The 13,915-nt window shown below is 39.2% G+C and carries 14 protein-coding genes; 11 read left to right on the forward strand and 3 right to left on the reverse strand.

What is annotated here, in order from left to right; all coding sequences use genetic code 11:
- Positions 1 to 3: 3 nt before the first annotated feature.
- On the reverse strand, positions 4 to 1,071 hold the full coding sequence (locus ACZ5L8_RS10735) for a branched-chain amino acid aminotransferase (RefSeq protein WP_464437353.1): 1,068 nt from the start codon (positions 1,069 to 1,071) through the stop codon (positions 4 to 6).
- A gap of 99 nt (positions 1,072 to 1,170) precedes the next feature.
- Between ACZ5L8_RS10735 and ACZ5L8_RS10740 the strand changes: the two genes are divergently transcribed.
- The 5 genes from ACZ5L8_RS10740 to ACZ5L8_RS10760 all read left to right on the forward strand — a co-directional run bounded on the left by ACZ5L8_RS10740 (position 1,171) and on the right by ACZ5L8_RS10760 (position 6,619).
- Positions 1,171 to 1,683, forward strand: coding sequence for a DUF4920 domain-containing protein (locus ACZ5L8_RS10740; protein ID WP_462597331.1), 513 nt, complete (start codon positions 1,171 to 1,173; stop codon positions 1,681 to 1,683).
- Positions 1,684 to 2,361: a tRNA (5-methylaminomethyl-2-thiouridine)(34)-methyltransferase MnmC2 gene (gene mnmC2 / locus ACZ5L8_RS10745; RefSeq protein ID WP_464437354.1), complete on the forward strand. Its 678-nt coding sequence runs from the start codon at positions 1,684 to 1,686 to the stop codon at positions 2,359 to 2,361.
- A gap of 84 nt (positions 2,362 to 2,445) precedes the next feature.
- Positions 2,446 to 3,318, forward strand: coding sequence for a lipoyl synthase (gene lipA, locus ACZ5L8_RS10750; protein ID WP_464437357.1), 873 nt, complete (start codon positions 2,446 to 2,448; stop codon positions 3,316 to 3,318).
- A gap of 19 nt (positions 3,319 to 3,337) precedes the next feature.
- Positions 3,338 to 4,345 (forward strand): type I glyceraldehyde-3-phosphate dehydrogenase, encoded by a 1,008-nt coding sequence (gene gap, locus ACZ5L8_RS10755; protein ID WP_464437359.1) that lies wholly within the window; start codon positions 3,338 to 3,340, stop codon positions 4,343 to 4,345.
- A gap of 69 nt (positions 4,346 to 4,414) precedes the next feature.
- Positions 4,415 to 6,619, forward strand: a complete 2,205-nt coding sequence (locus ACZ5L8_RS10760) for a hybrid sensor histidine kinase/response regulator (RefSeq protein ID WP_464437361.1) — start codon at positions 4,415 to 4,417, stop codon at positions 6,617 to 6,619.
- Here the strand turns inward: ACZ5L8_RS10760 and lpxK are convergent.
- Positions 6,609 to 7,622, reverse strand: a complete 1,014-nt coding sequence (lpxK, locus tag ACZ5L8_RS10765; protein WP_464437363.1) for a tetraacyldisaccharide 4'-kinase — start codon at positions 7,620 to 7,622, stop codon at positions 6,609 to 6,611. The two genes, ACZ5L8_RS10760 and lpxK, sit on opposite strands and share 11 nt — an antisense overlap.
- Positions 7,623 to 7,666: 44 nt before the next feature.
- On the opposite strand from lpxK, the gene ACZ5L8_RS10770 reads away from it, so the two are divergent.
- From ACZ5L8_RS10770 to ACZ5L8_RS10795, 6 genes are all read left to right on the forward strand, one after another.
- Positions 7,667 to 8,761 carry a Nif3-like dinuclear metal center hexameric protein gene (locus ACZ5L8_RS10770; RefSeq protein ID WP_464437365.1) on the forward strand — a complete coding sequence of 365 codons (1,095 nt, stop codon included), beginning with the start codon at positions 7,667 to 7,669 and terminating at the stop codon, positions 8,759 to 8,761.
- A gap of 3 nt (positions 8,762 to 8,764) precedes the next feature.
- Positions 8,765 to 9,544 carry a zinc ribbon domain-containing protein gene (locus ACZ5L8_RS10775; protein ID WP_464437366.1) on the forward strand — a complete coding sequence of 260 codons (780 nt, stop codon included), beginning with the start codon at positions 8,765 to 8,767 and terminating at the stop codon, positions 9,542 to 9,544.
- Between the two features lie 124 nt (positions 9,545 to 9,668).
- On the forward strand, positions 9,669 to 10,334 hold the full coding sequence (gene msrA / locus ACZ5L8_RS10780) for a peptide-methionine (S)-S-oxide reductase MsrA (RefSeq protein ID WP_464437367.1): 666 nt from the start codon (positions 9,669 to 9,671) through the stop codon (positions 10,332 to 10,334).
- 38 nt (positions 10,335 to 10,372) lie between these two features.
- On the forward strand, positions 10,373 to 10,771 hold the full coding sequence (locus tag ACZ5L8_RS10785; protein ID WP_464437370.1) for a DUF4174 domain-containing protein: 399 nt from the start codon (positions 10,373 to 10,375) through the stop codon (positions 10,769 to 10,771).
- A 204-nt stretch (positions 10,772 to 10,975) separates the two neighbouring features.
- Positions 10,976 to 12,094: an alkene reductase gene (locus ACZ5L8_RS10790; protein ID WP_464437372.1), complete on the forward strand. Its 1,119-nt coding sequence runs from the start codon at positions 10,976 to 10,978 to the stop codon at positions 12,092 to 12,094.
- Positions 12,095 to 12,190: 96 nt separating this feature from the next.
- A complete protein-coding gene (locus tag ACZ5L8_RS10795; protein WP_462597320.1) occupies positions 12,191 to 12,433 on the forward strand; it encodes a hypothetical protein in 243 nt (80 codons plus the stop codon).
- 64 nt (positions 12,434 to 12,497) lie between these two features.
- Here ACZ5L8_RS10795 and ACZ5L8_RS10800 read toward each other — a convergent pair whose 3' ends face one another.
- Positions 12,498 to 13,889, reverse strand: coding sequence for a sugar transferase (locus ACZ5L8_RS10800; protein WP_464437373.1), 1,392 nt, complete (start codon positions 13,887 to 13,889; stop codon positions 12,498 to 12,500).
- Positions 13,890 to 13,915: the final 26 nt, after the last annotated feature.

Here is a 13,915-nt window from a genome sequence, read left to right on the forward strand (position 1 = left end):
GATTTAGATCATTGGTACTTCGTACCTCCATCCAAACGGATCTTCTGCTTTATTGCTTTGAATATCTTTCAGCGCTTTCTTAAGCATAGGTCCGTATGGGTTTTCTACTTTAGGAAGTTCAAACTTCTCATCCTTATACCCAAACCCAAGAATAGGACTGATCACTGCTGCAGTACCAGCACCAAACATTTCTTTAAGCGAACCATCTTTTGCAGCTTCAAGAACTTCTGCAACTTTAATAGGTCTTACCTCAACATTAATTCCTAGTTTTTCTGCAAGTTCTATTAAACTCTTGCGAGTAATACCGTCTAGAATTCTGTCATTCGTAGGCGCAGTCATCAATGTATCGTTTACACGGAAGAAAACATTCATAGTTCCTGCTTCCTCAATGTACTCGTGTGTGTTAGAGTCTGTCCATACCACTTGCTGAAAACCTTCTTGCTTCGCAAGCTCTGTAGGATAAAACTGCCCTGCATAGTTACCTGCAGCCTTAGCATAACCTATACCACCATCAGCAGCACGGCTATATTTATCAGCGATCTTCACACGCACTTCACCAGCATAATATGCTTGTGCAGGCGCACAAATGATGATAAATCTATACTGATTTGCAGGTGATGCAGACACACCATACTCTGTTGCGATCACAAACGGACGAATATACAGCGAATTCTCACCGCCAGATTTGATCCACTCATTATCTAGATTAAGCAATTGATTTAATCCATCAAAAAAGTAATCCTTAGGGAATGCAGGCATCGCAAGACGCTCAGAAGATTTATTTATTCTATTAAAGTTATCTTCTGGACGAAACATAAAAACATCTCCATTATCATCTTTGTAGGCTTTCATACCTTCAAAAACCGCCTGCCCATAGTGAAACACTTTTGCAGAAGGATCCATGGTCATTGGACCATAAGGAACGATCTCTGGAGCTTGCCATTTACCGTCTTTATAATCGCAAATAAACATATGATCTGTGAACACAGTTCCAAATACCAGATTGCTAAAATCCACCTGGTCTATCTTTGACTCTTTTACCTTAGTAATCTTCAGTGTTTCGGTTGTCATTACATTAAATTTTTATGCTACAAATTTATCAATTTCCGTTCTATGGCATCTACCTGAAATCATTATTTTTATATTTACCGTCCATAAAAAATGTCACTTATGAAAATTAGATTCGTTTTCGCTTTAGCTACATTATCTCTATTTGCTTGTAAACAAAACGCAACAGAAACGCAAGAAGAGACCACTTCTGAAGACCTCGCACTTGTAGAAGACAAAGGAATTTATGGTGAAGATTTTAAAAATCTTAAAACCCTAAGCAGCGCAGAAATGGGTGACATTTACAAAAATCTAAAACCAGGAGACACCATAAACGCTACATTTTCTGGCCAGGTTCAATCTGTTTGTCAAGCTAAAGGCTGCTGGATGAAGGTTGATGTAGGCGCAGAAGATCCTGTGATGATCAAGTTTAAAGATTATGCCTTTTTTGTACCAAAAGATCTTTCTAGCAAAGACGTGGTAGTGCACGGCAAGGCGTTTATCTCAGAAGTTTCGGTAGAAGATCAAAAACATCTTGCTGAAGATGCTGGCAGCCCGCAAGAAGAGATCGACGCCATCACTGCACCAAAAAAGACATTATCATTTACTGCTACCGGCGTTAAGATCAACGAGTAATTGCAACGCAAAATCGTTAAAACTGCAGACGGCAGTACCACAATTCAGTTGCCAGAGTGGAATGAGCAATATCATTCTATGCACGGCGCCATTCAAGAAGCGCAACACGTTTTCTTAAAAATGGGCTTGGATTTCGTTTGCACGAAAAAAACTCCGCCATCACCCATCCAGATCTTAGAAATAGGTTTTGGAACCGGTCTCAATGCATTTCTTACACTGCTTTCCGCGGAAGCGAAAAAAATAAAAATTAATTACAACGGCGTTGAAGCATATCCTGTAACGCCAGAAGAGATCTCACATCTCAACTACATAGATTTGCTTAAAGCGCAAGATCATGAGGCTGTTTTTAAGAAAATGCACGCCACATCCTGGGAAGAAAACCATGCGGTCACAGCAGACTTTAATCTTATTAAAAGGCAGCTCAAATTTCAAGATATTGAAGATATTGAGCAGCACGACCTGGTGTTTTTTGATGCCTTTGGTGCGCGAGTGCAGCCAGAACTTTGGGAAGAAGACATTTTCATGAAAATGTTTAAAGCCATAAAACCCGGCGGAGTACTTGTTACTTATGCTGCAAAAGGCAGTGTGCGCAGAGCCATGCAAGCCGTAGGTTTTACTGTAGAAAGATTACCCGGACCACCAGGAAAAAGAGAGATGTTGCGCGCATCAAAATCATAAGCACATACGATCAAATTTCTCGATCACTAAAGCGGTTTCTACTTCGTTTTTGGTTTGTATCTTTGCAGTTCAATTTTCACCTCTATGGAAACGGAAACTATCAAAGCTCCTGCTCATAAGCCAAAACCAAAATGGTTACGTGTAAAATTACCTACCGGTAAAAAATACACTGAGCTTCGCGGACTTGTAGATAAATATGACCTGCACACTATTTGTACTTCAGGAAGTTGTCCTAACATGGGCGAATGCTGGAGCGAAGGAACTGCAACATTCATGATCTTAGGAAATGTTTGTACACGTAGTTGTGGTTTTTGTGGTGTAAAAACAGGACGTCCAGACACAGTAGACTGGGAAGAGCCAGAAAAGGTAGCACGCAGTATTAAATTGATGAACATCAAGCATGCTGTGGTTACTTCTGTAGACCGTGACGACCTTAAAGATATGGGAAGCATTATGTGGGCAGAGACGGTAAAAGCCATCCGCCGCATGAATCCCGAAACTACGCTTGAGACTTTGATCCCAGATTTTCAAGGGAACAAAAAAAACCTAGATCGCATTATTGAAGTTGCTCCAGAAGTGATCTCTCACAATATGGAAACTGTAAAACGTCTTACGCGTGAAGTGCGCATCCAGGCGAAATATGAGCGAAGCCTAGAAGTTCTTGCATATCTTAAAGAACAAGGTGCTCGCAGAACAAAAACAGGTATTATGCTAGGTCTTGGTGAGCAAGAAGAAGAGGTAATGCAAGTTTTAAAAGATCTTCGCGAGGCGAATGTTGATGTGGTGACAATAGGTCAATATCTTCAACCTTCTAAAAGGCATTTACCCGTTAAACAATTCATCACTCCAGATCAGTTCAAGAAATACGAAGAAGTTGGTTTAGAAATGGGCTTCCGTCATGTAGAGAGCGGCGCGCTAGTGCGTTCTTCTTACAAAGCACACAAGCATATCAACTAGATCTTAAAGGCTGTTTGCCATGCAAAAATTACGGATAGGCATCAACGGTTTTGGCCGTATTGGCCGTAGACTAACCCGTTTACTTATAGATCATCCACAAATCGAAGTGGTTGCCATTAATGATGTCGCTGACGTTGAAACTTTAGCACATTTATTAAAATACGATAGTATTCATGGTATTCTGGATGCTTCGGTTAAAACTGAGATCAAAGAGAATTCTGCAACGCTGCTAATTGATCAGCATGCAATTGCGTTTTATGGCGAGACTGCGCCAGAGAACATTCCGTGGAAACGTCATGATCTGGATGTTGTTATAGAAAGCACAGGCAAGTTTAAAGATAGAAACAGTCTTGAGAAGCATATTTTGGCTGGGGCGCCAAAAGTTATCCTAAGCGTTCCACCCATTGAAGACTCAATTAAAACGGTTGTTCTAGGTGTGAATGAAGAAATTATTTCGGCTGACGATAAAATAATTTCAAACGCAAGTTGCACAACAAACAATGCCGCACCAATGATCAAAGTAGTTAAAGATCTTTGTGGTATTAAACAAGCCTATATTTCTACTGTACATAGCTATACTACAGATCAAAGTTTGCATGATCAGCCGCATCGCGATCTACGTAGAGCACGTGCTGCAGGACAATCTATCGTTCCCACAACTACCGGAGCAGCAAAGGCTTTGACAAAAATTTTTCCTGATCTTGATGAACTTATAGGCGGTTGCGGTATACGAGTTCCCGTGCCAGACGGCTCACTCACAGACGTTACACTTAATGTTGAGAAACCCACAAGTATCGCAGAGATCAATGAAGCGTTTAAAAATGCTGCATCAGGATCTTTAAAAGGAATTATAGAATATAGTGAAGTTCCTCTGGTATCTGTAGACATTATTGGGAATAAGCACAGCTGTATTTTTGATGCTGAAATGACCTCTGTAATAGGAAATCTCGTTAAATTAATAGGCTGGTATGACAATGAAACCGGTTACTCAGCGCGTATTGTTGATTTAATTCTTTATTTTTGTTGATAAGCTGAAGTAATTTTTGGTTTTTTTTAAGAATATATTTTACTTTACCCCACTTCAAATTTGAGCTAAATGTACAAGTATAATAGAGCGCTTTTTATTGTGTTCTTTTTGTTTACTGGTTTTTGCTTTGCTCAAAGTAGCGGCCAGAACATTTATGAAACAAATGAGACAATTGATTCGCTCTTTGTTCAGGCTCGTCATTCCATAGAAAATCTTGACTTACCTCTTGCAATTCAGAAGTTAACACAGGCTAAAGAGCTTGCTTCTAGCATTGATGAGAAAAGTAAAATGTCGCTAAGTAGCAGTCTGCTTGCTAGTATTTACTTGTCGCGAAAAGAATACGATAAGGCCAGAGTTGAAAGTGCAAAGGCCATCAATATTCAGCAAGATCAAGAAGATATTGAAGAACTTGCAAAGAGTTATTTGACATACGGTAGAGTTCTGCTAGAACAAGAACAGCTTGACGATGCTAGAGATTACTTTCTCAATGCGGACAAGTTTTTTGAAGACTATGAAGACAATCTGTATCTAGCGAGAACAAGACTTTATCTAGGTAAGGTTTATTATAAAAAAGGGAATTTAGCTGACGCTTTAAAAACCCTTACTTCCGCTGAAAAGCTAATAAACAACGTAGCTATTGATAAGATTGACAATTATCTTATCGCCAGCATTTCGCTAGAAATAGCAAAAACACAATACCGACTTAACGATAGCGAAACGGCTTTAAAAAATGCTGTGTTTGCACATAACCTCGCTAAAGAAAAAAATCTTCCTGGTGTAGAAGTTGAAGCTTTACTTGCCTTGAGCAAGATTCACAATAACCTAGGCCATTATGAAGATGCGTACCTAAGACTTAATGAATATCAGGAGAAAAAAGATCCATATTTTGGTCCATCAGGAACGCAAGTAAATCGCAATATTTTAAATCAGCTTACGCCAGAAATTGATCCTGACAACTACAATCCTGAGATAAGAAACCGCGTGAACAAGATCACAACCGTTCTTGTTATCGCTTTATTTACGATCCTGTGTCTTCTTGCTCTTTCGCTTTATAAAAACAACAGCTTAAGAGCTAAAGCAAACGAACTGCTTCAAGCGAAGAACACAGAGTTGATGATCGCAAAAGACAATGCAGAAAAAGCATCAATGGTGAAGGCGCAGTTCCTATCAACCATTACGCACGAACTGCGAACTCCTATGTATGCGGTTACTGGTTTGACGCATCTTTTGCTTAACGAAAACCCTACCGAGGAGCAGAAAAAACATCTAGATTCGTTGAAATTCTCTGGTGAATACCTGCTTTCTTTGATCAATAATATTCTTGACCTCAACAAGCTTGAAGCTAATAAAGTTGAAGTTGAACAAACCACCTTTAACCTACGCAAGCGCATAGACGATGTGATCTTTGCACTTGAAAGATCTGCACAAGAAAAAGGCAACAAACTAAAACTTGAATTTGAAAGCGACATCCCAGAGCAGATCATTGGTGATCCTTTAATGATCTCTCAAATCCTTATCAACCTTGTGGGTAATGGTAACAAGTTTACCAGAGAAGGCGATGTGATCGTGCGTGTGATCAAGAAAAGTCAGACAGATTCACAGATCTACCTGCGTTTTGAGGTTGAGGATACTGGCGAGGGAATCAGTAAGAAAAAACAGAAAAACATCTTCCAGAACTTTACACAAGGCTCTGTGCAGATCAATAGAAAATTTGGTGGTACTGGCCTCGGACTTTCAATCGTTAAGCGTCTTCTGGAGCTTCAAGGCTCTAAGATCGAGCTGGAAAGTACGTTGGGTAAAGGATCTGTTTTTGGTTTTGATATTAAGTATGGTGTTCAGCGCAAATCTGCTACAGAAGAAGCGGTTGTTGAATATGATATAGATTACGCAGCGCTAGAAAATAAGCACGTTCTTGTTGTAGAAGACAACAAGATCAACCAGATGATCACCCGCAAGATCCTTGAGAAAAACAAGATAACTTGCGATGTTGCAGATGACGGCGAGATGGCGCTAGAGAAGATCAGTCAGGTGACGTATGATCTTGTTTTGATGGATATTCACATGCCTGGAATAAGCGGTATTGAGGCTACAAAACGCGTAAGAAAAACTGATAAAGAACTACCAATTCTTGCGCTAACAGCGGTTACCATTGATGAAAACATTGATGATTTTTACTTAGCAGGTTTCACAGATGTGATCCCAAAACCGTACAAAGTAGAAGAATTCTTCAGCAAGATCTACAAGAGCATAAGCCGCAATAAGGTTAACGCTTAACCTTTTCGCAAAAGCGAGATAGCATCATATTAAACGCCGCTTCATCGCCCAAAAAATCAGTAGTGATCGGCAGATATAGAACCTTTGCCTTTTTCAACTTTCCGCGCAAGCGCATATAATCTTTCTCTGTAGTGATAATCGTCTCCAGTTGATCTAGTTTTTGAATTTCGCTGTCGCTAAAATCGTGATGATCACCATAAGCAATGTGCTCAAAATTCAATTTTAACCCAAACAAATAATCTACAAATGGCTGCGGTTTTGCAATTCCTGTAACCACAGTAAACGTAAGATTCATTAGATCTGCAGCGGTGATCTTGTTATCACTTCCGTGAAAAGTTGTGCTATACCCTATCGCTGAGAAAAAAATAGGTGCATCAGAATATTTGGCAATTCTAGTTTTGATCTCATGCTTCCTTTCTTCTGAAAGTTGCGAAGGGCATTTAGTCACCACAATACAACTTGCGCGTTGCGCGCCTTTTCTGGATTCTCTAAGATTGCCAGCAGGAAGAACAAGATCATTATAAAACAATTGCTCATAAGACGTGAGCATTACCATAAAACCAGGCTTCACATAACGATGCTGAAAAACATCATCAAGAACAATAACTTGTGGCGATGCCTCTTTAATCAAATTCTCCATACCATGGCGTCTGTCTTCATCCACAAAAACATTGACATCACTATACTTTCTGGCAATTTGCAGCGGTTCATCACCCACTTGTTGCGTAGTCGAATCTGGATTTACCTTAAGATATCCTGATGTTTTGCGACCATAACCGCGACTTAGTACGGCTAGAGAATATTCATCTTTCAATTGAGAAATGATATATTCCACCATAGGAGTTTTGCCGGTGCCGCCCATGCTTAGATTGCCTACACCTACTACAGGAAAATCGTATTCTTGAGAAGGTAAAATGCCATTATCGAAGAGTAGATTTCGCGTAAGCGTGATCCCATCATAGATCACCGAAAGTGGAAAAAGCAATTTTCTAAGCGCGTTCATAGGACGAAGGTATAATTTTTATCTTTACAACTTAACCAGAAATCATGACTGTTAAAGACGTTGCTGCTGCTATTGAAGAGCTCGCTCCCCTGCCCTACGCTGAAGATTTTGACAATGTGGGCTTACTTGTGGGTGATAAAGATCAAGAAGTTTCAAAAATTCTTGTAACCCTCGACACGCTTGAGAAAACTGTGGATGAGGCTATTGCCAAAAGGTGTAATATGATTGTAAGTTTTCACCCCATAATTTTTTCTGGCCTTAAGAAGATCACCGGCAAAAATTATGTGGAGCGTGTTGTACTTAAATGTATTAAAAATGACATCGCTATTTATTCCATCCATACCGCGCTAGACAATGTGCCAACAGGCGTAAATAAAGGGATGTGCGATGCGCTAGGACTAACCGAAACTAGCATTCTTATCCCAAAAAAGCAGAATATTAAAAAGCTAGTCACCTATGTGCCAAAAAATGAGGTAATACATGTGCGTGAAGCTTTGTTTAAAGCCGGTGCGGGCAACATAGGCAATTATGATAATTGTAGTTTTGCAACAAAGGGTAAAGGTAGCTTTCGCGGAAATGAGCTTAGCAACCCAACTATTGGCGAAAAAGGAGAAGTTCATATTGAAAAGGAAGTGCAGTTGCACATAACCTTTGAAGCACATAAAGAACGCCAAGTGATCAATGCGCTTTTTGACGCGCATTCGTATGAAGAAGTCGCTTATGAAATTTACACGCTAGACAACACACAGCAAAATATAGGTATGGGAATGGTAGGTTTTTTACCTAACCCGATGGATGAAATGGCGTTTTTAAGATTAGTTCAGAAGAGTTTTCACTGTGGCGGCGTGCGTTTTTCTGAACTTCAAGACAAGCCTGTAGAAAAAGTTGCAGTGCTAGGCGGCAGCGGGAGCTTTGCTATTGAAGCTGCAAAAGCATCTGGTGCTGATGCATTTATCACTGCAGACCTTAAGTATCATCAATTTTATCAAGCTGAGGGTAAAATAGTTTTAGTAGATATTGGGCATTATGAAAGCGAACAATACACAAAAAATATTTTAACCCAACATCTTACAGAAAAATTTCCTAATTTTGCAGTCATTTTATCAGACGAAGATACCAATCCCATTAAGTATTTATAACGCATGGCAAAGAAGAATGAAGCTACGGTTGAAGAAAAGTTAAGAGCACTTTATGACCTTCAACTTATACACTCTAGAATAGACACTATTCGTAGCGTAAGAGGTGAATTACCACTTGAGGTTGAAGACCTTGAGGACGAAGTAGCTGGCCTAAACAAACGCCTTGAAAAACTTGATGCAGAGCGTGATATGATCGATGAGCAAGTTAAGGCTAAGAAGAATCTTATTGAAGAAAGCAAAGCTGCCATCAAGAAATACGCAGAGCAACAAAAGAATGTTAGAAATAACAGAGAATACAACTCTTTAAGCAAAGAGATTGAATTTCAAGAACTTGAAATTCAACTTGCCGAAAAGAACATCAAAGAATACAAAGCTCAAATAGAGCAGAAAAAGGAAGTGATCGAGAAAACGAAAGAAAGACTTTCTGAACGCGAAGCACACCTTAATCACAAAAAAGGAGAACTTGACGAGATTCTTGCTGAAACGCAAAAAGAAGAGCAAGCGCTACTTTCTCAAAGTGATGAATACGAGCAAAACATTGAAGATCGTCTTGTAAAAGCTTACAAGCGCATCAGATCTAACGTTCGTAACGGTCTTGCCATCGTTCCTATTGAAAGAGGAGCTTCTGGTGGTTCTTTCTTCACCATTCCTCCACAGGTACAAATGGAAATCGCTTCACGCAAAAAGATCATCACAGATGAGCACAGTGGACGTATCCTTGTAGACGAAGAACTAGCTCGCGAAGAGCAAGAAAGAATGGAAAACATCTTTGCTAAACTATAGTAACTAGTTTGTAAATATGACATTAAGCCTCGCAACAGCGAGGCTTTTTTATTTTATGGCTTTAACAAGACCTTGACAGCCATGCGTTTGTCAATACTCTAACTTTGCATTTTAAATCAAAAGCATGAAATCTTTATATCTTATCCTTACAACACTTTTTCTTGTTACAGGTTGTAAGAATGCCGAACAGAAAACAGCAAACACACAGCTAGCAATGCAAGACCCTGTGCAAACGCAACCTGTAGAAGGTTACGAGCGTGCATATTTTGCAAGCGGTTGCTTCTGGTGTGTAGAAGCAGTTTTTGAAAGTCTTAAAGGCGTTAAAGAAGCCGTTAGCGGGTACAGCGGCGGTAAAGAATCAAATCCTACCTACAAAGAGGTAAGTTATGGTAGAACTGGTCACGCAGAGGCTGTAGAAGTATATTATGATCCAGAAGTGATCTCTTATGAAACATTGGTAAGAGTATTTTTTGGTTCGCAAGATCCCACAACGCTAAATCGCCAAGGTCCAGACCGCGGCAAGCAATATAGATCTATTGTTTTTTATCAAAATGAAAGCGAAAAAAAGATCATTGAAGATGTAATTGATGAACTAAACAAAACTACCTTTGACGGTGATATCGTGACAGAGGTTGTACCATTTCAAAAGTTCTGGAAGGCCGAAGATTATCATCAAAATTATGAGCGACTTCACCCTAATGAGCCGTATATAAAAAATGTTTCGATCCCAAGATTGAACAGGTTTAAAGCAAAATTCCCAGAATTGCTTAAAAAACAAGCCGCACACTAATGCGCTTTCATCTAATCATCATAACTCTTTTAATAAGCATGAATACAGCAGCACAGCAGGATTTTTCTAAATTAAAGTGGAAAAACAGAATCATCGTTTTTAACACTCCTACGCTTTCTAACGAAGATTTCAGGGCGCAATGGGATGCTTTTCAAGAATTCCCAAAAAAGATCAGCGACCGCAACATTATTCTTTTTGTGCTTTGCAAAGGCAAGATCTACGACGCAGATCTACGAGCAATTCAAAAAATGGAAGTTTCCGAAATCAGAAAGAAATACCAGATCACTGCCTCTTATCCCGGTTTCCTTTTAATAGGTAAGGATGGTGGTGTGAAGTCACGCAAAGAATATTTTTCAGATCCTAAGGATGTTTTTCTAAACATCGATCAGATGCCTATGCGTCAACAAGAGATGAAGCAAAATATAATCGTAGACTAGATCCTGCACACATACAATACTTTAAAAAATTACTGGCCTTGCGTCAGTTTTTTTTTGGCTTTAAGCCAAAAGAACCTCAACCCGATCGCTCACCAGATTTTAGGATTAGTTTAACTATACAAAAGTAAGTGACTTGCTTTTTGTAAGACTGACTCTTTGTAATTTCTAAATAATGGCTGAAAAAGCCGGAAAAATCAAAAAATCATGCAAAGCGATCAACCGCTATTACAAGCGTATAACCTTAACGGACTACAACTGAAAAACCGCGTTATCATGGCGCCAATGACACGTAGCCGTGCTGACAATAAAGAAAATATCCCTACTGAAATTCATCAAGAATACTACAAGCAACGTGCTGGGGCAGGCTTAATAATCTCTGAAGGTTCACAAGTTTCTAAAGAAGCTGTGGGTTACATCAACACTCCAGGAATTTATTCTGAAGAGCAAGTTGAGGCTTGGAAGAAAGTTACAGATACAGTGCACAAAGAAGATGGTAAGATCTTTATCCAGCTGTGGCACGTAGGTAGAATGTCGCATCCAGATTTTCATAATGGTGAGAAACCGTTAGCTCCTAGTGCTGTAAATCCAGATTCAAAATCATTCACACCAGAAGGTTTTAAAGACACTGTTGAGCCACGTGCAATGATTTTAGAAGATATTAAACGCACACAAGAAGATTTTGTAAATGCCGCTAAAAACGCAAAAGAAGCAGGTTTTGATGGTATTGAGATACATTCTTCTAATGGGTATTTATTTCATCAATTTTTTAATGAAAATGCAAATCAGCGAGACGATCAATACGGCGGAAGCGTAGAAAACAGAACGCGTTTCTTTTTTGAAACCTTAGATAAGGTAAAAGAAATCTGGCCAGAAAACAGAATTGGTGTGCGTCTTAATCCATCGCTCAATGGTGTTTTTGGCATTGAAGCCACAGAAGAAACGATCCCAACATTTGATTATATCGTAGAGCGTCTTAACGACTATGATCTTTCGTATTTACACCTTTCGGAGCCGTTTACAGATGTAAGTGATATTGACTTTCTTGAAACCGAGATCGCGAAACATTACCGCCCGATTTATAAAGGTAATCTGATGATCAACGCCAACTTTGATCAGGAAAAAGGAAACGCAGTTATTAAAAATGGTGATGCAGATCTAGTAGCTTTTGGTAAACTATATATCTCTAATCCAGACTTAGTAGAGCGCTATGCAATTAACGCACCTACAGCAGCTTGGGATGAAAATACATTTTACACCACCGGCACAGAAGGTTACACTGATTACCCATCATACAAAGAAGAATTGGCTGACTCAGAATCATAATGTTTTGCAAAACCCTATTTAACAAAGGGTTAAAAACACGTCCACGACTTCGGTTTACCTGTATCTTATAAGATATAGATTAAAAAATTGAAAATTATGGATCAAGCAAAATATGATGAAATGCAAAAAATGTTGAACAAACTTGAGGATATCAAGAATAGTCAAGACAGCATTTTAGATAAGATCAATCACGTGATTACAGATCTATTCAGCCATCCAGACAAGGAACTGGAGAAGGCAATGGATGAGGCGCATGAGCGCGTTTCAAAGAATTCTGAAGCAATTGCAGAAGCCATTGAAGAATATGAGATGAAATTCAATAAAGCGCAAATGGCGTAGATGTTTTGGCTACAGCCAAAAGAATAAATACAGAAAAAGGTTTGACTTAACGTCAGACCTTTTTTTATTGACCGCGATAGTAAATAACGGTGCTTATCGTTTTAATAATAATATCAATATCCAGAAAAATATTGCGATGCTTGATGTAGTAAAGATCGTATTGCAACTTCTCTAACGCATCATCATCTGTGCTGGCGTAGCGACCTTTTACTTGAGCCCAGCCGGTAAGACCAGGTCTTACGATGTGCCTTATCTCATAAAACGGTATTTTCTCTGAAAGTTCTTTTACAAAAACCGGACGCTCTGGTCTCGGTCCTATCAGACTCATATCACCTTTAAGGATGTTGATACACTGTGGTAATTCATCTAGCCGAGTATAACGCATGAATTTACCAAAAGGCGTCACACGTAGATCGTTTTTTTGTGAATACTGCGCTCCGTTCTTTTCGGCATCTGCTACCATAGTCCTGAATTTAATAATGGTAAACGGAATACCGTTTCTCCCCACGCGTTCTTGAGTGTAAAAAAGTTTTCCGCGATTCCCCAGAAGATTCCCTATCAAAATAAACGGTATGAACAACAACGTTAGTAAGCAAATAAATATCGAGAAAACAACATTAAAAAGACGGTGGAAAAAGAGGTAAAACCTGTTTTGATTATTTCGGCTAAACGGGAAATATTTATAAAAATCCTTCCCTACATGATGCACAGGAAGTCTATATGTTAATTCTTCATACACCTGCGTAAATTCGCGTATTGAATAGCCACGCTCTAACAACACGATGAGTTTATTATATAAAGCAGTGTCTATACCACTCGCCGTACTCGAAACGACGATCTCTGAGATACCAAGACGTTTTACCGCCATCTGCAGCTTACTTACAGTGATACTCTTTATTTCTCGAGAAGCATCTGGAGTATTTGTTTCTTGCTCAGTATTTACAAAGGCTACAACTTTATAATTAGGATCTGCTTTTTGAAGATTCTCTATTATATACTCAATATCATACGCATCACCTACAACAAGGATCTTCTTATAAAATCTCGGAATCGCAATAAGCGAGATATAAGCATATCGCCAGATCACTAGTCCGCCGACCATGGCAAGATAAAATGCCAAGATCTGAAAACGATTCTCTGGTAAAACTGGTGTGAAAAACGGCGTCAACAAATAGAACAATACAGTTGCCGAAATGGTCAATATCACTTTACGCAACGTTGAAGTATAACTATTTGCCATACGCAGATCATAAAGCTCAAAAATGCTAGCAAAAACCGAAAAATAGGTAAATAAAACTAAGATCCAAGACCATCTTGCTCTTGTGATAACAAAGTAATTAAACTCTAAAATTCGTGAGAAAAAAGCTAGCGAAACAAAAATCACCACCACGTCAATGAAGCGCAGAAGAACCTTGCGTTCAGAGATATCAAAGTGAATGTTGGGCAACCAAGACATAGGGGCAATGTTTTGACCCCTCAAAT

Source organism: Leeuwenhoekiella obamensis, from assembly GCF_055391795.1.